Below are 21,441 nucleotides of genomic sequence, written 5' to 3'. Positions count from 1 at the left end.
CCGGCCCGCCCGCCCTGTCGGCCGACTGGGTGATGGGCAGCGAGAACCCGCTTCTGCGCGGCGCGCTTTGATGGCGAGACCGTGGCAAGGCACTGGTTTTCATGAAACTTTTGCGCTTGGACACGCATTATCTCTGATGGTGTGGCGCAATTGACCTAGTGACGCCCCACCCGCCATGGCTACAATGTGTTCCGAGTGATTTTGGCTGATGCGCCAGCCCCCAAAGGGGCCGTAATGACGAGGATGCGATGACCTTGAAATTCCCTGCCGCGAACAAGCTCGTGGTGTTGCTTGCTGCGGCTGCCGTCACCGCAACCGCGTTTGGCATGACCGCTGCCAGCGCGCAGCAGACCCCGAGCAAGCGCAAGCAGCAAGAGCAGTATGACCGCGACGGCCGCCGCTACTACGGCGCGCAGGGTCCGAACCGCGTCTATCAGCAGGGTCCGCGCACCCGCGTTTACGTCACCACGCGCTCGTGGCTCGACGCCGGCACCGAAGTGCTGCCGGGCGACCGCAAGTTCAACGACTACGCCTATCCGCCGGATGTCGGCTACCCGTCGTTCGCACGCGAGAACAACAACCGTCCGATCGACCGCCAGCCGCTCAGCCCGCCGGCCGACCTCGGCGGCTATCCGCGGAGCTTCCCGCTGTACTGAGAATTTCGGCGAACAGCCGATATGAAAATGCCCGGCTCTGGCCGGGCATTTTTTGTTCTGCTGTCATTCCGGGGCGATGCGGCGCATGCCCCGGCTTGACGATGCAGCCTTACGCGTGCAGCTTCTGCAATTCCTTCAGGATCGCTTCGCCCATCTGCGCCGTGCCGACCGACGTGGTGCCAGCCGACTTGATGTCGGCGGTGCGCAATCCGCTGGCGAGCACGGCGGCGATCGCAGCATCGACCTTGTCGGCGAGATCGCCCATGCCGAAGGAATAGCGCAGCGCCATGCCGAACGAGGCGATCATCGCGATCGGATTGGCGAGGCCCTTGCCTGCGATATCAGGCGCCGAGCCGTGCACCGGCTCGTACAATGCCTTGCGCTCCTTGGTCTTGGCGTCCTCCTTGCCAAGCGAAGCCGACGGCAGGAGGCCGAGCGACCCCGTGAGCATCGCCGCGATGTCGGACAGCATGTCGCCGAACAGATTGTCGGTCACGATGACGTCGAATTGCTTCGGCGTCTTGACGAGGTTCATGCCGCCGGAATCGGCGAGCTGGTGCTCCAGCGTGACGTCCTTGTATTCGCGTGCATGCACCTGGGTCATGACCTCGTTCCAGAGCACGCCCGACTTCATGACGTTGCGTTTTTCCATCGACGTCACCTTGTTCTTGCGCTTGCGCGCCAACTCGAAGGCGACGCGGCCGATGCGCTCGATCTCGAAAGTGTCGTAGACCTGGGTGTCGATCGCGCGCTTCTGGCCGTTGCCGAGATCGGTGATGGTCTTCGGCTCGCCGAAATAGACGCCGCCGGTGAGCTCGCGGACGATCATGATGTCGAGGCCCTCGACCACCTCGCGCTTCAGGCTCGAGGCATCCGCCAGCGCCGGGTAGCACACCGCCGGACGCAGATTGGCGAACAGGCCGAGATCCTTGCGCAGCCGCAGCAGGCCGGCCTCCGGGCGCACTTCGTAGGGCACGCTGTCCCACTTCGGACCGCCGACCGCGCCGAAGATCACGGCATCGGCCGCATTGGCCTTGGCCATGTCGCCCTCGGAGATCGACACCTTGTGCGCGTCATAGGCCGAGCCGCCGACCAGGCCCTGCTCGGTCTCGAACTTCGCGATGCCCTGTGCGTTCAGCCAGTCGATCACGCGCTGCACCTCGGCCATCACTTCGGGGCCGATGCCGTCGCCGGGGAGAAGCAGCAGTTTATGGGTCGCCATGGTCGTTACCTCGCTCAATCGGGCATGCCCGCCATCATTCCGCGCGAGTGCTAAAACGCCCCGGGCGGATTGGCAAGGCACCCCGGACAGGGCCAAAATGGCCCGCCAAGAGCCAACCGCGCCCCAAAAGAAGCCAACAAGACGGACCTCATGACCGCAGCCATTATCTACGCCTTCGCCTCGGCCATTTTCCTCGGCGCCGGCGTCGTGCTGGCACAGCTCGGCCTGCGCACCGTCGAGCCGCTGTCGGGCGCCGCGATCAGCGTGCCGTCCTTCACTTTGCTGTTCCTGGTGCTGTCGCCGCTGGTCCTGCATGGCGAGCCGGTGGTCTGGCGCGGCCTGCCGATCTTTATGGCGATCGGCCTGTTCTTCCCGGCCTCGCTGACGCTCTTGACCTTCGCCTCGAACCGGGCGCTCGGACCTGTCATCACCTCGACATTGGGCAATCTGGCGCCGCTGTTTGCGGTCACCGCCGCCGTGGTGCTGCTGCATGAGCCACTCGCGCCGCAACAGCTGATCGGCCTCGTCGTCGCGGTGACCGGGGCTGCGATCATTACCGTGAGCCGGCCCCGCGACCTCGGTCATTGGCGCAGCTGGGCCCTGCTGCTGCCGCTCGCAAGCGCGCTGGTGCGCGGCATCGTGCCGCCGATTGCCAAGCTCGGGCTGGCGATCTGGCCGAGCGCGCTGTGGGCCTGCCTGATCGGTTACATCATGTCGTCAATCGTGGTGCTGACGGTCCAGCGCATCCGCAAGGCCAGCTTCAGGCGCCGCGTGAGGGCCGGTTCTGGTTTGCATTGACCGGGATCAGCAACGGGCTCAGCGCGCTCAGCCTGTTCGCCGCGGTCCGCAACGGCCCGATCACGCTGGTGGCGCCGCTCGCTGCGATCTACCCGCTGGTGACCGTGGCGCTGAGCGCGATGATGCTCAAGCATGTCGAGATCACCGCGCGGATCGTCGCCGGAACGCTGCTGACCGTCGCCGGCGTCGCGCTGGTCCTGATCGCCTGATTGCCCGATACGCAAGACAGTGTTGCTGCCTGCGGCGCTGGGCAGGACCGGCGCGGCCTGCCACAATGGCTCCATTGCCGGAGTGAATAGTGAGAGCCCCCGCCCCATCCTACCCGCATCCCGCGCGGCTGATCCTTATTTTGTCACTCGCACCGACGGTCGGTCTCGGCATCGGCCGTTTCGCCTATTCGCTGGTGCTGCCCGACATGCGCGACTCGCTGGCCTGGTCGTATTCGGCCGCCGGCTTCATGAACACAATCAATGCCGCCGGCTATCTGGTCGGCGCGCTGTTCGCCTCGCGCCTGATCCAGCGCTTCGGGCTCGCCACATCGGTGCGCTGGTCGACGGTGGCCTGCGCGCTGTCACTGGCGCTGTGCGCGATAACGGGCAATTTCGCGGTGCTGAGTTTCGCCCGTCTGCTGGTCGGCTTCGCCGCCGCGATCGGCTTCGTCGGCGGCGGCGCGCTGGCGGCGACGATCGCGCAGTCGCGGCCGGAGCGCGCCAACTTCCTGCTCAGCCTGTTCTATGCCGGACCGGGAGTCGGCATCCTGGCCTCCGGCCTGATCGCGCCCTTCGTGCTGCAGGGTTTTGGCGCCGGCTCATGGTGGATCGTGTGGTGGGCGATGACCCTGCTCTCCGCGATCATGACCGTGCCGCTGATGCTGGCGCGATTGCACGCCAATACTGCCGCGGGCGGCATCGTGCGGACCAAATTCGCGATCATGCCGGTTCTGATCTACCTCACCGCCTATTTCCTGTTCGGCGCCGGCTACATCGCCTACATGACCTTCATGATCGCCTATGTCCGCGACGGTGGCGGCGGCGCGGTTGCGCAGAGCGCGTTCTGGAGCCTGATCGGCGTCAGCGCGTTCGTGACGCCATGGGTCTGGCGGCGGGTTTTGGCGCTCGACCGCGGCGGGCTCGCCACCACCATCATCCTCGGCGTCAACGCGCTCGGCGCGGCTCTGCCGATCTTCGGGCATTCGCCGCTGCTGCTCGCGATCTCGGCGCTGGTGTTCGGCGTCGCATTCTTCGCCGTCGTCGGCTCGACCACCGCCTTCGTGCGTCTCAACTACCCGGGCGAAGCCTGGCCGACCGCGATCGCGGCGATGACCATCGCCTTCGGCATCGGCCAGACGCTCGGGCCGATCGTGGTCGGCGCCATCACCGACGCCGTCGGCAGCCTGTCATTTGCGCTGAACGTCTCGGCCGCGATGTTGGCGCTGGGGGCGATGCTGTCGGCGTTTCAGCGGAAGGTCGGGCCGTAATCCCTGGCCGTCCGGGCGAAGGCCGGGACCCATGCTCTGCGGCCTGCGGAAATGGCACACAGGGCGACGCCTCCCGCAACCGCAACGATTTGTGGTTATGGGTCCCGGCCTTCGCCGGGACACGGCTAACTCCCGCTGAACGAATTGTAGCCCTGGTCTTCCCAGTAGCCGCCCTTGTAGTCGTTGGTGACTTCCATCGAGAGCACGTATTTCGGGTTCTTGAAGCCGAGCTTGGTCGGCACCCGGATCTTCATCGGGAAGCCGTAGGCGCGCGGCAGGATCTCGTCGCCGAATTTGAACGTCATCTGGGTCTGCGGATGCAGCGCCGTGCGCATGTCCAAAGGCGAATTGTAGCCGTCCTTGTCGGCGCACTGGAACCAGACATATTTGGCGCGCGTGTCGGCGCCGACCAGCTTGAGGAAATCGCGCAAGGGCGTGCCGGTCCAGCTGCCGATCGCGCTCCAGCCTTCGACGCAGATGTGGCGTGTCACCTGCTTGACCTGCGGCAGCTTGTACAATTCGTCGAGCGTCCACGATTTCTTGTTCTCGACCAGCCCGCGTACCTCGAGCTTCCAGTCCGCCCCCGCAATCTCCGGCGCATCGTCGAGGTCGTAATAGGCGTTGAACGGGAACGGCTTGGTGATCATGCTCTCGGGGAAGGTCGGCGCCAGCGCATCCGGATTGAACATCCAGGCCTGCACCGCGTCATTGAACTTCGAGACCTTCTTCAGCAATTCCTCCGCCGAGGACGAATCGACCACGTCGCAGCCGGTCAGCAGCGTCAGCGCGCCGAGGCTGGTGCCCGCCGTGATGAAACGGCGGCGCGTCAGCTCCGGCATCGTCTTCACCGCATCGCGCACGAGCAGCTTCTTGTCGACACCGGGGATCAGGAGCTTGCGGAGACGACCCATGACACTCTCCCTCAAATCTCATTTTTGGGCATGATCGATTCCGAAAACCGGTTTCCACTTTTCGGGATCATGCCCTAGCGTCCGATGATCATCGCCCGCAGGCTCTTCGGCACCAGCAGCGCGAGCGCGACATGGATCACCAGGAAGGCCACGATCAGCGCCATGCACGTGAAATGAACGTAGCGGGCGATGTCGTAACCGCCGAACAGCGAGACCAGCCAATGCAACTGCACCGGCTTCCACATCGACAGGCCGGACAGCACGATGACGACGCCGACGGTGATGATGCCGGTATAGAGCAGCTTCTGCACCGAATTGTACTTGCTGAGATCGTCATGCGAGAGCTTGAAGGTCAGCGCCGCCTTGGTATCGGCAATCACGCCGCCAGGGGTGATCGGCAGCAGCTTCTTGCGGAAGCGGCCGGTGGCGAAGCCGAGCGCCAGATAGATCAGGCCGTTGACCATCAGCAGCCACATCGCGGCGAAGTGCCAGAGCAGCGCGCCGCCGAGCCAGCCGCCCAGCGTGATGCTCCGCGAGAAGGTGAAGCCAAACAGCGGCGAGGCATTATAGATCTGCCAGCCGGACATGATCATCAGGAGCATCGCGAATGCGTTGATCCAGTGCACCATGCGCACCCAGACCGGCTGGATCGCCTTCGCAGGCGTCGCGGTCTCTGTCTGGTGGTCGCTGACGGCAAGGCTCGTCATGGAATGTCTCTGCTCGTGGTCGTTACCGGCTTATACGCCGGGAACCGGCGTTCCGTTACGGGGTCGCGCATCATCAGTTCGATATACGCCACTCCATCTGGTCACAAAAATGCGAGCCGGGGCGAGGCTCCGGCTCGCTGTTTCGTCAGGCGTTCTGGACTAAATCGGCCCGCCGGGCGTTAGATCGCCGGCATCAGCACGGTGTCGACCACATGGATGACGCCGTTCGACTGGTTGACGTTGGAGATCGTCACCATCGAGGTGCCGCCCTTGGCATCGACGATCCAGACCTTGCCGTCCTGCTTCTTGACGGTCAGTTCCTCGCCCTCGGCGGTCTTCAGCTTCTTGCCGTCGGTGAGGTCGGAGGCCTCGAGCTTGCCGGGCACCACATGGTAGGTGAGGATCTTGGTCAGCGTCGCCTTGTTCTCGGGCTTGACCAGATTGTCGACGGTTCCGGCCGGCAGCTTGCCGAACGCGGCGTTGGTCGGCGCAAACACCGTGAACGGGCCCTTGCCTTCCAGCGTGCTGACCAGGCCAGCGGCCTTCACCGCTGCGACGAGGGTGGTGTGGTCCTTCGAATTGACGGCGTTCTGGACGATGTTCTTGGATGGGAACATCGCGGCGCCACCGACCATCACGGTCTTTTCCTCGGCGCGGACCGGCGCCACGACGGTGGCAGTGATCGCAAGCGCGCTGAAGGCGGCGGCGGCGAGATAGGCAATACGCTTCGACATGGTTCGTCTCCCGATGAGGTATCCAGCCGGCGAGGCTTCGCCGGCGATGAAGGGGCAACAACGGCGCGTGTTGGTTGATCAATGCAGCGTCGTTGGCTCGAGCTACGGGAGGTTTTCGGGGTGGTTTCCGGAAATAACTCTTTGTGATTCCTGAAACCGTCTGAAGCGCGCTTCGTATACGCGGTGCTTTGCGCATCCCGCCACCATTCCATTCAGCGGAATGGACGGGTGCGCTGCCGCGAGCAATTCGCTTGCCGCCCTTGCCTGATTGGTTCAGCCTGAGATTGCGGCGCAGCTTCGCGGGCAGGCGGTCGTGGGGAGAAGCAATCATGAGCAGCATTACGGCTGACGGCCACGCCACGCCTGGGGTGAACGATGCTGGCAGCGACGTCGGCCCTCTCGAACAGAAACACCTGCAATACGCCAACTACCGTGCCGTCGCCGGCAGCACCGAGCTGACGAAAACCCATTGGCACATCGCCACCGCCAACGCGCTCGGCTGGGGCTTTGACGGCATGGACGGCGTCATCTTCGCGCTGATCTCGCCGATGGTGATCAAGGAATTCCAGCTGAGCCTGCCGGAATACCGCTCCGGCATGCAGATCGCGCTGTTCGTCGGCATCGCCGGGCTCTATTTCTGGCCGTGGCTCGCCGATCGCTACGGCCGCCGCACGCTGCTCGCGGTCAACATCGCGCTGTTCTCGCTCCTGATGCCGGTCGCGGCGCTGTCGCCGACCTTCGCGGTCTTCGTGATCGCGCGCTCGCTGCTGTTCTTCGCGCTCAACGGCGAATGGTCGCTCGGCTCGATGCTGGTGGCGGAGACCTGGCCGGCCCGGCTGCGCGGCCGCGTCATCAGCATCACGCGCTCGGCCTGGTGCCTCGGCGCCACGCTCGCCGGCGCGATCACCGGGCTGGTTGCCGCCAATTACGGCTGGCGTATCGCTGTGATGGTGCCCGGCGTGATCGCGCTGCTCGCGATCTATATCCGCTCCACCTGTCCGGAATCGCCCTATTGGGTGCGCGCGCAGGATCGCAAGCGGCGTATCTCGGAGACGCTGGCGCGCGGCGGCACGGTCAGCGGCGATGACAGCGCCTGGTTCGGCAAGGCCAAGTCGGTCGGCATCCGCCAGGTGTTCATGCCCGACGTGCTGCCTTCGACATTAGTGGCGCTGTTCGTGGCCTGCGCCAGCACCTGCATCTACGGCACGGTCGGCGCCTGGATGCCGCTTTACCTCTCGACCGAGAAGCATTGGTCGACCGTGGAATACAGCCTGTTCTACGTGTTCTACGGCCTGTGCGGCTTCCTTGGCCTGTGCCTGGTCGGCTGGCTGATCGACAAGATCGGCCGCCGCCGCACCTTCATCGTGACCCTGATCGAGGGCGCGATCTTCATGACGCTCTGGGTCTATTCCGAGGATCGCGTCCTGCTATGGGCGTTCGGGCTCGCCTGGTGTCTCGGCTTCCTCGGCTTCTGGGGCCCGAGCACGACGCTGACGGCCGAAATCTTCCCGACCCGCATCCGCGGCGCCGCCAACGGCGTGGTCTGGGCGATCGCCTATTTCGTCGGCTTCGTGCTGTTCCCGTTCGTCTCGATCGCGCTCCAGCAGCACACCGGCTCGTTCGCGCTGTCGTTCCTCTGCATCCCCGTGCTGATGATCGCGATGGCGGTCGGCGTGTACCTGTTCGTGCCCGAGCATTCCGGCAAGGAGCTGAACGAGATCAGCGAGTGATCTAGATCGCGGATGAGTTAACCGTTTACGCCGTCGTCCCGGCCAAGCAAAGCGCGAGCCGGGACCCATAACCACGAATGGTCGGTTTGCGAAGGCTGTGGCTCCAGCGGATGCCAATAGCCAACACCGGTGGTTATGGGTCCCTGCTTTCGCAGGGACGACCCGTTGAGGAAGTTGTACCTAATCCCGGTTCGTCGGCGTCTGAATGAAGCCGCGGTTGTGCGTCGGGCTGATCAGGATCTCATTCATGCAGACCCGCGCCGGCATGCTGGCGACGAAGGCGATGGTGCGGCCGCAATCCTCCGGTTGCAGCATCCTGGCCTGCTCGGCTTCGCTCGGCACCACCGGCCGCTGCTTCAGGATCGGGGTTGCGACCTCGCCCGGCGACAGGCAGCAGGCGCGCAGGCCGTTGACGCATTCGTCCATGTTGAAGGAATGGGTCAGCGCCAGCACCGCGTGCTTGGTCGTGGTGTAGGCCGGGCCCGGCATCTTCGAAACGTGGCGGCCGGCCCAGGAGGCGACATTGATGATGCAGCCGTCCTGCTGCTTGCGCATCGTCGGCAGCACCGCGCGCATGCAATAGAGCACGCCGTTGAGGTTGACCTCGACCAGCTTGTCCCAGCCTTCCAGCTCCATGTCGGCCCAGCTGCGCTTCGGCACATTGATGCCGGCGCTGTTGACCAGGAGGTCGATGCGGCCGTGTTTGCCGACGATCGCCTCGGCGGCCTTGTTGACGTCGGCCTTGTTGCTGACGTCGAGCGGGATCGCCTCGGCCTTGCCGCCCTTTTTCGTGATGTTGGCCACCACGCGGTCGAGCTCTTCCTTGCGGCGGCCGGAGACCACCACCGTCCAGCCGTCCGCAGCCAGGAATTCCGCCCCGGATTCGCCGATTCCGGTGCCGCCGCCGGTGACCCAGGCCACGCGTTTCCCATTATTTGTCATGCAAACTGTCTCCGTTGCTTTCCGAAGGGCGTTTTTGCTAATCCAACCGGACCTTTACCGGCGCTTTCGCCCCTCAGGGGATGTTGCATGAACACGACCACCAACGCCAACCTGTTTTCCCGCCTGTTCGACGGCCTCGACGACCCCAACCGGCTGGCAATCGAGCAGCTCGACGGCAGCCGCATCTCCTATGGCGACCTGATTGCGCGCGCGGGCCAGATGGCGAACGTACTGGTGGAACGCGGCGTCAAACCGGGCGACCGCGTCGCGGCGCAGACCGAGAAGTCGGTTTCGGCCCTGGTGCTCTATCTCGCCACCGTGCGCGCTGGCGGCGTCTATCTGCCGCTCAACACCGCCTATACGCTGAACGAGCTCGAATACTTCATATCAGACGCCGAACCGGCGCTGGTGGTCTGCGATCCCTCCAAGCTGGACGGCATCAGGGCGATCGCCGCCAAGGTGGGCGCCAAGGTCGAGACGCTCGATCCGACAGGCAAGGGCTCGCTGACCGAGGCCGCCTACAAGGCGCCTAAGGAATTCGCCACGGTGCCGCGCGGCAATAACGACCTCGCCGCGATCCTCTACACGTCGGGCACCACCGGCCGCTCCAAGGGCGCGATGCTGTCGCACGACAATCTGGCGTCGAATTCGTACTCGTTGGTCGACTACTGGCGCTTCACCGACAAGGACGTGCTGATCCACGCGCTGCCGATCTATCATACCCACGGACTGTTCGTGGCGAGCAACGTGACGCTATTCTCGCGCGCCTCGATGATCTTCCTGCCGAAGTTCGATCCGGACGCGATCCTAAAGCTGATGGCCCGCGCCACCGTGATGATGGGCGTGCCGACCTTCTACACCCGCCTGTTGCAGAATCCCGGCCTGAACAAGGACGCGACCAAGCACATGCGGCTGTTCATCTCGGGCTCCGCGCCGCTGCTCGCCGACACCCACCGCGAATGGTCTGATCGCACCGGCCACGCCGTGCTCGAGCGCTACGGCATGACCGAGACCAACATGAACACGAGCAACCCCTATGACGGTGACCGCGTGCCCGGCGCGGTCGGCTTCGCGCTGCCCGGCGTCTCGGTGCGCGTCACCGATCCCGACACCGGCAAGGAGCTTGCGCGCGAGACCATCGGCATGATCGAGATCAAGGGCCCGAACGTGTTCCAGGGCTACTGGCGCATGCCGGAGAAGACCAAGGCCGAATTCCGCAGCGACGGCTTCTTCATCACCGGCGACCTCGGCAAGATCGACGGCAAGGGCTATGTCCACATCCTCGGCCGCGGCAAGGATCTCGTGATCTCCGGCGGCTTCAACGTCTACCCGAAGGAAATCGAAAGCGAGATCGACGCCATGCCCGGCGTGATCGAATCCGCCGTGATCGGCGTGCCGCATGCCGATTTCGGCGAAGGCGTCACCGCCGTTCTGGTCTGCAGCAAAGGCGCCGATATCAGCGAGGCCTCGGTGCTGAAGGCGCTCGACGGGCGGCTCGCCAAATTCAAGATGCCCAAGCGCGTCTTCGTCGTCGACGAATTGCCGCGCAATGCGATGGGCAAGGTGCAGAAGAACATTTTGCGGGATATGTATAAGGATATTTATTCGAAGGCTTGAGGAAAGAAGGATTTCGCGAGGGAACGATGAACCGCGAGTATGCCGAGAGGATTTGTCTACAAATCTTCGATGCTTTGGACGCAATGTACAAGGCTGAAATGGCCATTGCAGGGCTCGGCAAGCAGGAACGGACCCGATTCCATCATTCGGTTCAAGAGGTCATTGCGGACCTCGAAGACAAGCTTCTCCTTCCGATTTGCGAGCAATATCCGGACTTGCTGCCACCCACCGAGGAGCGGAAGCCAAGCATACTCTTCAGCGAACTGGCATGGAGCGAGGTGAAGCTTCCGTCTTCAGTGACCGAAGATCAGCTCGACGAGGTCATCTTGTCGCTTCTGACGCCGCGGTGGCGGAAGGTCGTGTGGTTCGTGACCATTGCAGAAAAACGCTACAAGGAACTTGGCTGGGCGATCAGTCATGAAGCGACCGCGGCGCGCTTGAAGGTGCTCTCTGACATGGATCGCATCGAAGGGGTCGGCGATATGCGGTATTGGGGCAACAGCGAAGTCCGGTTGAAGGACTGACTCCGGCTAGTGACCGCCGGCGAGGCTGATCACGAACCGTCCGCCGACAATGAAGAGATAGGCCCCGAACGCCATCTCCAGCGCGCGCTTCGACAGAGCGTGCGCGACTTTGACGCCGAGCGGCGCGGTGACGAGCGTGGTCGGCATCACCAACAGCGCGCCGATCAGCGAGACATAACCGAGCGCGAACGGCAGCTGCAGCGCCGTGACGTCAGGAAAGCGCGCGGCGGCAGGCCAACCGGCATAGACATAGCCGAGCGCGCCGGGGATCGAGATCAGCACCGCGAGCGCCGAGGAGGTCGCGACCGCCTGATGGATCGGGCGGCCGTAGAAGGTCATCAAGAGATTGGCGAACAGGCCGCCGCCGATGCCCATCAGCGTCGACAGCAGGCCGACGAAGAAGCCGTAGACGCGCATCAGGAAACCCTTCGGCACGTCGTCGCCGAACTTCCAGGTCTCGCGCGCCAACAGCAGCCGCGCCGCGGCCGACCACGCCACCACGACGAACACGATCTTGAACAGCCGCTCCGGTGCGAAGCGCGCGGTGACGCTGCCGGCGGCGACGCCGATCACGATCGGCAGCCACCAACGCTTCAGGATCTCCATGTCGACCGCGCCGCGGCGATAATGGGCGCGAAACGAGCTCAGCGAGGTCGGGATGATGATCGCGAGCGAGGTTCCGATGCAGAGCGGCATCCGCACCTCGAGCGGCACGCCGGCGAGGCGAAAGCATTCGTAGAACACCGGCACCAGGATCGCGCCGCCACCGATGCCGAACAGGCCGGCGAGAAATCCCGACAGCGCGCCGACCGCGATCAGCAGCAGTGCGAGTTCGAGCAATTCCTTGGGATCGAGGCCGGCCATCATGTCCTTCGCGCAGTGGTTGGCGCCCGCACGCAGGCACTAGCGCCGTCTTGAGACTGTTCGCGGACAGCAATAGCCCCTTTTGAGATTCGGGAGTATCTATGCTCTTGAGCAGGCTCTCTTGCGAAATGCGGAAGGATCGAGCTTGGACCAGCTTGCGGCGATGGCAGCCTTTGTCCGCGCGGTCGAGACCGGCAGCCTGTCGGCGGCGGCGCGGTCGCTGCCGAGTTCGCTGACCTCGGTCAGCCGCCAGATCAGCGCGCTTGAAGAGCATTTCGGCACCCGCCTGCTGCTGCGCACCACCCGCCAGCTCGCGCTGACCGATGACGGACGCGTTCTCTACGAGCGCGCGAAATCCATTCTCGGCGAGGTCAGGGAGATCGAGGCGGCGCTGGCGCGGGACCCGCATCAACCGTCGGGCCGGATCAGGCTGAGCTCGCCGAGCCTGATCGGACGGCTGGTGATCGCACCATTGCTGGTCGAGTTTCTGCGCCGCTATCCGGCACTTTCTGTCGACCTGCTGTTGATCGATCGCGCCGTCGATATGGTCGAGGAGGATATCCATCTCGCGGTCCGCATCGGCCGCCTGCGCGATTCGCAGCTCGTTGCACGCAAGCTCACCGATCTGCAGATGATCGTGTGCGCATCACCTGAGTATCTTGCTCGGCGCGGTGAGCCGCGGACGCCGGACGAGCTTTCGGCGCATGACTGCCTCGTGTTTTCCGATTCGCCGGGCACCGCGGACTGGCGATTTGCCGATGGTTCGAAGACGGGCCGCAAATTCCGCATATCCGGTCGGCTCTGGATGAATAGCCTCGACGCGCTGGTTGGTGCGGCGCGGGATGGAGCGGGCATCGTCCGTGTGCCGTCGTGGCAGGTGCAGTCCGATCTCGCGAGCGGCCGGCTGCAGCGCCTGCTGATCGACCATGAGCCGATGCCGACGCCGCTGCATTTGATGCTTCAACCGGCGCGCCTCGCATCGCCTAAGATCAAGGCATTTGTCGATTATCTGGTGGAACAATGGGGTCAAATCGATGCCGTCCGGGCCCCATCCGTGCGCCGTTAAACGCGTCTGTCGATCCACGGGTCTTAAGATTCAGTTCTTGGTTCACTCGACCTTGCATCTGGTATACCACACTGCGGATCAATCAGAATTCGGCAACTCTAACAATGAACTTCGGTTCGACCGAAGGCTATTTGGCCGTTGCGCGGGCTGATCCGACTCCGTAAATAGAACTCCTCTACCGCGTTCCCCGATGGGCCGGCCGCGGTCCCTCACAACATAAAGCCCGCCGATGACCGCCAGGATCGAACGACCGCTTTCACCCCATTTGCAGACCTACCGGTGGACGCTGACGATGGCGCTGTCCATCGTCCACCGCGCCACAGGTGTGGCACTCTATTTCGGCACCCTGCTGCTCGCCTGGTGGCTGATCGCAGCCGCCTCCGGCCCGACCGCCTATGCCAACGTCCAGGCCTTCACCGGCAGCGCGATCGGCAGGCTGATCGTGTTCGGCTACACGTGGGCGCTGATGCACCATCTGTGCAGCGGCATCCGGCATTTCGTCTGGGACCTCGGCTACGGCTTCAAGGCCAATGAGCGCGAAGCCCTGACCTGGGGCGCGCTGGTCGCCGGCATCGTGCTGACCGTGCTGGTCTGGATCATTGCCTACGCGGTTGGAGGTGGACGATGAGCGGCCCCTCTTCGATGCGCACGCCGCTGGAGCGCGTCCGCGGCCTCGGCTCCGCCCATACCGGCACGGGCGATTTCTGGCGTCAGCGCCTCACCGCGGTTGCGATGACGCTCCTGATCGTTCCCGTGATCGTCGTGGTGATCATGCTGATCGGCCGCAATCATGCCGGCGCGGCACAGATCCTCGGCTCGATCCCGATCGCCATCATCCTGCTGCTCTTCATCGTCGCCAGCACCTGGCACATGAAGATCGGCATGCAGGTCGTGTTCGAGGACTACATCCATAACGAGAAGCTGAAGATCGCCTGCGTGATGGCGAACAACTTCTTCTGCGTCGCGGTCGCATTGGCCTCGATCTACGCAATTCTCAAATTGTCGTCGGGAGTATAACCCATGGCCGGTGAAGGAAACGGCAAGGCCACCAACGGCAGTGGCCCGGCTACCAATGGCAAGGCCTACCCGATCCAGGACCACACCTACGACGTCGTCGTGGTCGGCGCCGGTGGTGCGGGCCTGCGCGCCGTGGTCGGCTGCTCGGAAGCGGGCCTGCGCACCGCCTGCATCACCAAGGTGTTCCCGACCCGCTCGCACACCGTTGCGGCGCAGGGCGGCATCTCGGCCTCGCTCGGCAACATGCATCCCGATGACTGGCGCTGGCACATGTACGACACCGTGAAGGGGTCGGACTGGCTCGGCGACCAGGACGCGATCGAATACATGGTGCGCAACGCGCCCGACGCGGTCTACGAGCTCGAGCATTGGGGCGTTCCGTTCTCGCGCACCGAGGACGGCAAGATCTATCAGCGCCCGTTCGGCGGCATGACCCTGGACTACGGCAAGGGTCAGGCGCAGCGCACCTGCGCCGCGGCCGACCGCACCGGCCACGCCATGCTGCACACGATGTATGGCCAGTCGCTGCGCCACGCGGCCGAGTTCTTCATCGAATTCTTCGCCATCGACCTGATCATGGACGACCAGGGCGTCTGCCGCGGCGTGATCGCGCTGAAGCTCGACGACGGCACGCTGCATCGCTTCCGCGCCCAGACCACGATCCTGGCGACCGGCGGCTATGGCCGCGCCTATGCGTCCTGCACCTCGGCACACACCTGCACCGGCGACGGCGGCGGCATGGTGCTGCGCGCCGGACTACCGCTGCAGGACATGGAGTTCGTCCAGTTCCATCCGACCGGCATCTACGGCTCGGGCTGTCTCGTCACCGAAGGCGCCCGCGGCGAAGGCGGCTATCTCGTCAACTCCGAAGGCGAGCGCTTCATGGAGCGCTACGCGCCATCGGCCAAGGACCTCGCCTCGCGCGACGTCGTCTCGCGCGCGATGACGATCGAGATCCGCGAAGGCCGCGGCGTCGGTAAGAAGAAGGATCACATCTTCCTGCACCTCGATCACCTCGATCCGAAGGTGCTGCATGAGCGGCTGCCGGGCATCTCCGAATCGGCGAAGATTTTCGCCAATGTCGACGTCACCCGCGAGCCGATCCCGATCGTACCGACCGTGCACTACAACATGGGCGGCATCGCCACCAACTATCACGCCGAGGTGCTGACCAAGCGCAACGGCGACGACAATTCGGTGGTGCCGGGCCTGATGGCGATCGGCGAAGCCGCCTGCGTCTCGGTGCATGGCGCCAACCGCCTCGGCTCCAACTCGCTGATCGACCTCGTGGTGTTCGGCCGCGCCGCGGCGCTGCGCCTTGCCGACAAGCTGACGGCGAACGCCAAGCAGCCGGAGCTGCCGAAGGATTCGGCCGACCGCGCACTCGGCCGGCTCGATCACTTCCGCTACGCCTCCGGCGGCACGCCGACCGCGAAGCTGCGCGACAGCATGCAGCATGTGATGCAGAACAATTGCGCGGTGTTCCGCACCGGCGACGTGCTGCAGGAAGGCCAGAACCTGATCCACAAGGTCTATGGCGGCGTCGGCGACATCTCGGTGTCGGACCGCTCGCTGGTGTGGAATTCCGACCTGATCGAGACGCTGGAATTCGACAATCTGATCGTGCAGGCGGTCGTGACAATGGATTCGGCCGCCAACCGCACCGAGAGCCGCGGCGCGCATGCGCGCGAAGACTTCTCGGCGCGCGACGACAAGAACTGGATGAAGCACACGCTGACCTGGATCGATCCGGCCGGCAAGACCGCGATCGACTATCGTCCCGTCCACGACTACACGATGACCAATGATGTGCAGTACATCCCGCCGAAGGCGCGGGTCTACTGAGAACGAAGGCGAGCAAGCATGGTTGAATTCGCACTTCCGAAGAATTCGAAGATCTCCGGTGGCAAGACCTGGCCGAAGCCGGCCGGCGCCACCGAAACGCGCGAGTTCCGGGTGTATCGCTGGAACCCGGACGACGGCAAGAATCCGAGCGTCGACACCTATTATGTCGATACCCATGATTGCGGTCCGATGGTGCTGGACGGCCTGATCTGGATCAAGAACCACATCGATCCGACGCTGACCTTCCGCCGCTCCTGCCGCGAAGGCGTCTGCGGCTCCTGCGCGATGAACATCGACGGCCAGAACACGCTGGCCTGCACCAAGTCGATGCACGACGTGGGCGCCGGCGGCGCGGTGAAGGTCAATCCGCTGCCGCACCAGCCGGTGGTGAAGGACCTCGTGCCCGACCTGACCAATTTCTACGCCCAGTATGCCTCGATCGAGCCGTGGCTGAAGACCACGACTCCGACGCCGCAGAAGGAGTGGAGGCAGAGCCACGAGGACCGCGAGAAGCTCGACGGGCTCTACGAGTGCATCCTGTGCGCCTGCTGCTCGACCTCGTGCCCGAGCTACTGGTGGAACAGCGAGCGCTTCCTCGGTCCCGCCGCGCTGCTGCAGGCCACGCGCTGGGTCACCGACTCCCGCGATGAAGCGACCGGCGAGCGGCTCGACAATCTCGAGGATCCGTTCCGCCTCTATCGCTGCCACACCATCATGAACTGCGCCAAGGCGTGCCCGAAGGGCCTCAACCCCTCGGAAGCGATCGCCGAGCTCAAGTTCAAGATGGTCGAACGCCAGATCTGATCCGACGCAGCCGCGGCTGGCGCTGTCGCTAAAGCACGATGGGATTCGGTCGAATCGTCATCGTGCTTTGTTTCATTGTTTGAGCATGACCTTTTCGGAAAGCCGCTTCGCACTTTTCCGGATCATGCTTTAGCGGCCAGCCGCCGCGGGCCGGATCAGGATATCGGCGCCGATCGCATCGACGGCAGGTCGATCGAGGTCGAGCACGACATCGACGATGCTGTGATCCTCCGGATCCATCGTGACGGTGAAGCCGAGATCGCGGCACATCCCGATCATCGTGGTGTTCTCGGTCAGCACCTGGCCGGAGAGACGCTTCAATCCCTCCGACCGCGCATAGTGGATCAGGAGCTGCATCAGCGCCCAGCCAAGCCCTTTGCCCTTGAGATTGGACTGCAGCAGGATCGCATATTCGGCGTTCTGGTACAGCGAGTCCGAATGCAGCCGGACCGCTCCCATCATCTCGCCGGTGCCCGGATCGAGCGCTACGAACGCCATCGCGCGCGCGTAGTCGAGTTGGGTGAGGCGCGCGATGAAGGCGTGCGAGAATTCCTTCATCGCGTGGAAGAAGCGCAGCCTGAGGTCTTCGGCGGTGACGCGCTTGAAGAACTCGGCGACCATCGGCTCGTCCTCCGGCCGCATCGGGCGCACCGTGACGCGCGAGCCGTCGCGTAGCGCCAGCTCGCCCTCCCATTGCGACGGATACGGCCTGACCGCTAGTCTGGTTTGACCGGCGAACAGCCGCGCCGGCTTGCGGATCGCCACCCGCGCATCGAGTGCGAGCACACCGGTCTCGTCCGCCAACATCGGATTGATATCGAGCTCGGCGACCTCGGGAATGTCGGCCGCCATCTGCGCCAGCTTGACCAGGGTGAGCGGCACCAATTCGGCCGGGACGGCCGGCACATCGCCATAGCCGCCGAGCAGCCGCGAGACGCGCGTCCGCCCGACCAGCTCATGGGCGAGATTCATGTCGAGCGGCGGCAGCGCCACCGCCTTGTCGTTGATCACCTCGACCGCAGGGCCGCCGCGGCCGAATACCATCACCGGGCCGAAGGTCGGATCGTCGGCGATGCCGAGAATCAGTTCGCGCGCCGCACGCCGCACGATCATCGGTTGGATCGTGACGCCTTGCAGCGTCGCATCCGGCCGCGCGCTTCGGGCGCGTTCGAGCACCGTCCTTGCCGCTTCGACGACGCTGTCCTTGGTGCGCAGGTCGAGGATCACGCCGCCGACTTCGGACGCGTGCCTGATGTCGCGCGAGAGCACCCTGACCACGATCGCGTGCCCCTCGGCGAGGAACGGCAGCGCCTTCTCGGCAGCGTCCTCGGCACTGTCAGCGACAACCGTCGTCACGATCGGAATGCGATAGGCCTCGAACAGCGCGACGATCTCGGCGGGATCGAGCCAGGCGCGCCCTTCCGACAACGCCTTTACGACCACATGCCGCGCCGCGGCCGTCTCCGGCGTGAACACCGATGCGACGCCCGGCGGGGTCGCCGCGAGCGCCGTGGAGGCCTCGCGATAGCGCACCAGATACATGAAGGCGCGCACCGCATCGTCCTCGGTCGGGAAGTGCGGAATCCGCGCCGCCTCGAAGATCGCGCCGGTGCGCTCGTCGGCGCCGACCCACGCCGCAAGCACCAATGCGGCGACGGCACTTCGTTTGGTCCTGCGGTCACGCACGCACTGCGCCACCGCCTCGGCAATGCCCTCGGCCGGCGCCCCCGCGGTTTCCACGTTCGCGACCAGGACGGCGTCGTTGTTGGCGTCATCGAGCAGCGCGTTGAGCGCCACCACGTAACGGGCAGCATCGGCATCGCCTGCGATGTCGACGGGATTGGCTGACGACCAGCCCTGCGGCAGCAACTCGTCGAGCCGCGCGATGGTCTGCGGCAGCAGTGTCGCGGGAACGCCGCCGAGCTCGGCCAGCCGATCGGTGGCGAGGATGCCGAGCCCGCCGCCATTGGTCAGGATCGCAAGCCGGTTGCCGCGCGGCACGAAGCCACGGCCGAGCAGCTCGGCGCAGTCGAACAACTGGCGAAGATCGTAGACCCGCAGCATGCCGGCGCGGCGGAACGCGGCGTCATAGACCGCATCGGAGCCGGCCAGCGCGCCGGTGTGGGTCGCGGCGGCCTTTGCCCCCTCCGCCATCCGTCCCGACTTGACGACAACGACCGGCTTCATGCGGGCCGCGGCGCGCGCCGCCGACATGAACTTGCGCGCATCCTTGACCGCTTCGAGGTAGATCAGGATCGCGCTGGTATGATCGTCGAGCGCGAAATAATCCAAGAGGTCGGCGACGTCGACATCGAGCTGGTCGCCGATCGAGGCGATGCCCGAGAAGCCGAGCCGCCGCTCCGCCGCCCACTCGATCATCGCCGACGCGACCGCGCCGGACTGCGAGATCAGCGCGACATGGCCCTCGGACGGTTGATGCGAGGCGAAGCTCGCATTGAGCTTCGCGCTCGGCACCATGACGCCGAGGCAGTTCGGCCCGACCAGGCGCATGCCGTGCCGCCGCGCCGTCCGCTCCACGATCTCCGCGAGCGAGCCTGCGCCGTGGCCAAGGCCGGCCGACAGGATCGCGACGCCGGCAACGCCGGCGAGCCCGGCCTCCGCCACGATCTCCGGGATCGCCGCCGCCGGTGCGCTGATGACGACGAGGTCGGGAACGAACGGAAGTGATTTCAGGTCGGCAACGGTGGGCTCGCCATCAACGTCCGCATAGTGCCGGTTGACGACGCCCAGCCTGCCGGCGAAGCCGCTCGCTTTGAGGTTTCGCAGCACCGCCGCGCCGAGCGACGACGGCCGCGGGCTGCCGCCGACGACGGCGATGCTTCGAGGCGAAAATACCCGCTCCAGGCCGAACGTCGACATTGCGTGGTCTCGCAGGGAACCCGTGGATGCGCGAGAGGCGCCCCCGAACGAACTCTACTTCGTCGCCCGCCCGGTTGCACCCATTGCCGCCGCGACAGAACGCGACGGCCCGGCTAATGCAGCCCCAGCGCCTGCGCCAGATTGAAGGTCAGGAAGCTCGCGGCATAGGCCAGCACGAGCATGTACAGGAACGTCACCACCATCCACTTCGCGCCGCCGGTCTCGCGGCGGATCACCGCGAGCGTCGAGGCGCATTGCGGGGCGAAGATGTACCAGACCAGCATCGACAGCGCGGTCGCCAGCGTCCATTTCTGCGCCAGCACCTGGCCGATCTGCTCGGCCGCCTCCTTGCCGCCCTCGATCGAATAGACCGTGCCAAGCGCCGCGACCGCGACCTCGCGTGCCGCCATGCCCGGGATCAGCGCCACCGCGATCTGCCAGTTGAAGCCGATCGGCCGCAGCAGCGGCTCGAGCGCGTGGCCGATCATCGCGGCGAAGCTGTAGTTGATCGCCGGCCCCTCGGCGCCGGCCGGCGCGGTCGGGAACGAGGCCAGGAACCAGATCAGCACCATCATCGAGAGGATCGTGGTGCCGGCGCGATACAGGAACATCTTCGCGCGATTGAGCACGCCGATCGCGATGCTGCGCAGCCGCGGCACCTTGTAGTCGGGCAATTCCAGCATGAACGGCGCCGGCGCATGGTCGCGCCAGAGAAAGAACTTTGCGATCGCCGAGACCGTCAGCGCGCTGGTGATGCCGGCGGCATAGAGGCCGAACATCACGAGCCCCTGCAGATTGACGAAGCCCCACAGCGAGGTCGCCGGAACGAAGGCCGAGATGATCAGCGTATAGACCGGAATCCGCGCCGAGCAGGTCATCAGCGGCGCGATCAGGATCGTGGTCAGGCGGTCGCGTCGGTTGTCGATCACCCGCGTCGCCATGATGCCGGGGATGGCGCAGGCAAAACTCGACAGCAGCGGAATGAAGGCGCGGCCGTGCAGCCCGGCGCCGCCCATGATGCGGTCCATCAGGAATGCGGCGCGCGCCATGTAGCCGAAATCTTCCAGCAGCAGGATGAACAGGAAGATGATGATGATCTGCGGCAGGAACACGATGACGCTGCCGACGCCCGAGATGAGGCCGTTCTGCAGGAAGCTCTGCAACAGGCTCCAGCTTTCCGGCAGCAAATCGTGGATCAGCTGCCCGAGCGCGGAGAAGCCGTCCGACAGCAATTCCATCGCCGGCTGCGCCCAGGTGAACACCGCCTGGAACATCACGAACAGGATCACGGCCAGGATCATGAGACCCCAGACCGGATGCAGCACGACCGAATCGATCCGGTTGGTCAGCGTGTCGGGCTTGGTCGGCAGCGTGACGGCTGCCGCGATGATGCGGTCCGCCTCGCGCTGCGCCGCCTTGAGGTCGGCAATCGTCGGCGCCGCCCACTCGCTGGCCGCCGCCTCATGCGACCGCGCCAGGAATTCGTCGGTCCGCTTCAAGAGCTCGTCGACACCGCCCTTGCGGACCGCAACCGAGGTCACGATCGGCAGGCCGAGCTCCTGCGACATGCGATCGAGATCGATCGTGACGCCGCGGCGCCTTGCGATATCGATCATGTTGAGCACGAGCATCATCGGCCGACGCGCT

General features: G+C 64.9%; 20 protein-coding genes. 12 read left to right on the top strand and 8 right to left on the bottom strand.

Annotated elements, in window-relative coordinates:
• Positions 1–248 precede the first annotated feature (248 nt).
• Positions 249–656, top strand: a complete 408-nt coding sequence (locus H8B02_RS30440; protein WP_229169609.1) for a hypothetical protein — start codon at positions 249–251, stop codon at positions 654–656.
• 109 nt (positions 657–765) lie between these two features.
• Here H8B02_RS30440 and leuB read toward each other — a convergent pair whose 3' ends face one another.
• A complete protein-coding gene (gene leuB / locus H8B02_RS30435; protein ID WP_229169608.1) occupies positions 766–1,878 on the bottom strand; it encodes a 3-isopropylmalate dehydrogenase in 1,113 nt (370 codons plus the stop codon).
• Positions 1,879–2,028: 150 nt separating this feature from the next.
• Between leuB and H8B02_RS30430 the strand changes: the two genes are divergently transcribed.
• The 3 genes from H8B02_RS30430 to H8B02_RS30420 all read left to right on the top strand — a co-directional run bounded on the left by H8B02_RS30430 (position 2,029) and on the right by H8B02_RS30420 (position 4,153).
• Positions 2,029–2,676, top strand: coding sequence for an EamA family transporter (locus H8B02_RS30430; RefSeq protein ID WP_229169607.1), 648 nt, complete (start codon positions 2,029–2,031; stop codon positions 2,674–2,676).
• Positions 2,673–2,885, top strand: a complete 213-nt coding sequence (locus tag H8B02_RS30425; RefSeq protein ID WP_229169606.1) for a DMT family transporter — start codon at positions 2,673–2,675, stop codon at positions 2,883–2,885. The genes H8B02_RS30430 and H8B02_RS30425 overlap by 4 nt, the downstream gene beginning before the upstream one ends.
• Positions 2,886–2,974: 89 nt before the next feature.
• Entirely contained in the window at positions 2,975–4,153 is a 1,179-nt protein-coding gene (locus H8B02_RS30420; RefSeq protein WP_229169605.1) for a YbfB/YjiJ family MFS transporter, read from the top strand.
• A gap of 125 nt (positions 4,154–4,278) precedes the next feature.
• Here the strand turns inward: H8B02_RS30420 and H8B02_RS30415 are convergent, their stop codons facing one another.
• The 3 genes from H8B02_RS30415 to H8B02_RS30405 form a co-directional block, all read right to left on the bottom strand.
• Positions 4,279–5,064 (bottom strand): molybdopterin-binding protein, encoded by a 786-nt coding sequence (locus H8B02_RS30415; protein WP_176534398.1) that lies wholly within the window; start codon positions 5,062–5,064, stop codon positions 4,279–4,281.
• A 74-nt stretch (positions 5,065–5,138) separates the two neighbouring features.
• Entirely contained in the window at positions 5,139–5,771 is a 633-nt protein-coding gene (locus H8B02_RS30410) for a cytochrome b/b6 domain-containing protein (RefSeq protein WP_229169604.1), read from the bottom strand.
• Between the two features lie 179 nt (positions 5,772–5,950).
• Positions 5,951–6,505: a fasciclin domain-containing protein gene (locus H8B02_RS30405; protein ID WP_229169603.1), complete on the bottom strand. Its 555-nt coding sequence runs from the start codon at positions 6,503–6,505 to the stop codon at positions 5,951–5,953.
• Between the two features lie 329 nt (positions 6,506–6,834).
• Here H8B02_RS30405 and H8B02_RS30400 point away from each other — a divergent pair, with 329 nt between their 5' ends.
• A complete protein-coding gene (locus tag H8B02_RS30400) occupies positions 6,835–8,235 on the top strand; it encodes an MFS transporter (RefSeq protein WP_229169602.1) in 1,401 nt (466 codons plus the stop codon).
• A gap of 180 nt (positions 8,236–8,415) precedes the next feature.
• Here the strand turns inward: H8B02_RS30400 and H8B02_RS30395 are convergent, their stop codons facing one another.
• Entirely contained in the window at positions 8,416–9,177 is a 762-nt protein-coding gene (locus H8B02_RS30395) for an SDR family oxidoreductase (protein WP_229169601.1), read from the bottom strand.
• Between the two features lie 87 nt (positions 9,178–9,264).
• Here H8B02_RS30395 and H8B02_RS30390 point away from each other — a divergent pair, with 87 nt between their 5' ends.
• Together H8B02_RS30390 and H8B02_RS30385 are read left to right on the top strand one after the other, a co-directional pair.
• Positions 9,265–10,794, top strand: coding sequence for a malonate--CoA ligase (locus H8B02_RS30390; protein ID WP_229169600.1), 1,530 nt, complete (start codon positions 9,265–9,267; stop codon positions 10,792–10,794).
• A gap of 26 nt (positions 10,795–10,820) precedes the next feature.
• On the top strand, positions 10,821–11,318 hold the full coding sequence (locus H8B02_RS30385; RefSeq protein ID WP_229169599.1) for a hypothetical protein: 498 nt from the start codon (positions 10,821–10,823) through the stop codon (positions 11,316–11,318).
• A gap of 6 nt (positions 11,319–11,324) precedes the next feature.
• Here the strand turns inward: H8B02_RS30385 and H8B02_RS30380 are convergent, their stop codons facing one another.
• A complete protein-coding gene (locus H8B02_RS30380) occupies positions 11,325–12,185 on the bottom strand; it encodes a sulfite exporter TauE/SafE family protein (RefSeq protein ID WP_229169598.1) in 861 nt (286 codons plus the stop codon).
• A gap of 142 nt (positions 12,186–12,327) precedes the next feature.
• Here H8B02_RS30380 and H8B02_RS30375 point away from each other — a divergent pair, with 142 nt between their 5' ends.
• From H8B02_RS30375 to H8B02_RS30355, 5 genes are all read left to right on the top strand, one after another.
• Positions 12,328–13,248 carry a LysR family transcriptional regulator gene (locus H8B02_RS30375; protein WP_229169597.1) on the top strand — a complete coding sequence of 307 codons (921 nt, stop codon included), beginning with the start codon at positions 12,328–12,330 and terminating at the stop codon, positions 13,246–13,248.
• A 229-nt stretch (positions 13,249–13,477) separates the two neighbouring features.
• Positions 13,478–13,876: a succinate dehydrogenase, cytochrome b556 subunit gene (gene sdhC / locus H8B02_RS30370; RefSeq protein WP_229169596.1), complete on the top strand. Its 399-nt coding sequence runs from the start codon at positions 13,478–13,480 to the stop codon at positions 13,874–13,876.
• Positions 13,877–13,890: 14 nt separating this feature from the next.
• A complete protein-coding gene (gene sdhD, locus H8B02_RS30365) occupies positions 13,891–14,265 on the top strand; it encodes a succinate dehydrogenase, hydrophobic membrane anchor protein (RefSeq protein WP_176535291.1) in 375 nt (124 codons plus the stop codon).
• Between the two features lie 3 nt (positions 14,266–14,268).
• The gene (gene sdhA, locus H8B02_RS30360; RefSeq protein ID WP_229169595.1) at positions 14,269–16,110 is read left to right on the top strand and encodes a succinate dehydrogenase flavoprotein subunit; all 1,842 of its coding nucleotides are present in this window, start codon (positions 14,269–14,271) and stop codon (positions 16,108–16,110) included.
• Positions 16,111–16,128: 18 nt separating this feature from the next.
• Positions 16,129–16,914 carry a succinate dehydrogenase iron-sulfur subunit gene (locus H8B02_RS30355; RefSeq protein ID WP_050402509.1) on the top strand — a complete coding sequence of 262 codons (786 nt, stop codon included), beginning with the start codon at positions 16,129–16,131 and terminating at the stop codon, positions 16,912–16,914.
• A gap of 129 nt (positions 16,915–17,043) precedes the next feature.
• Here H8B02_RS30355 and H8B02_RS30350 read toward each other — a convergent pair whose 3' ends face one another.
• Positions 17,044–19,794: a bifunctional acetate--CoA ligase family protein/GNAT family N-acetyltransferase gene (locus H8B02_RS30350; protein WP_229169594.1), complete on the bottom strand. Its 2,751-nt coding sequence runs from the start codon at positions 19,792–19,794 to the stop codon at positions 17,044–17,046.
• A 113-nt stretch (positions 19,795–19,907) separates the two neighbouring features.
• Positions 19,908–21,441 (bottom strand): ferrous iron transporter B (feoB, locus tag H8B02_RS30345; protein WP_229169593.1); only part of this gene is annotated, 1,534 nt, incomplete at its 5' end.

The organism is Bradyrhizobium altum, from assembly GCF_020889705.1.
Lineage (GTDB): Bacteria > Pseudomonadota > Alphaproteobacteria > Rhizobiales > Xanthobacteraceae > Bradyrhizobium > Bradyrhizobium altum.
This window is presented reverse-complemented; position numbering and strand designations above follow the sequence as displayed.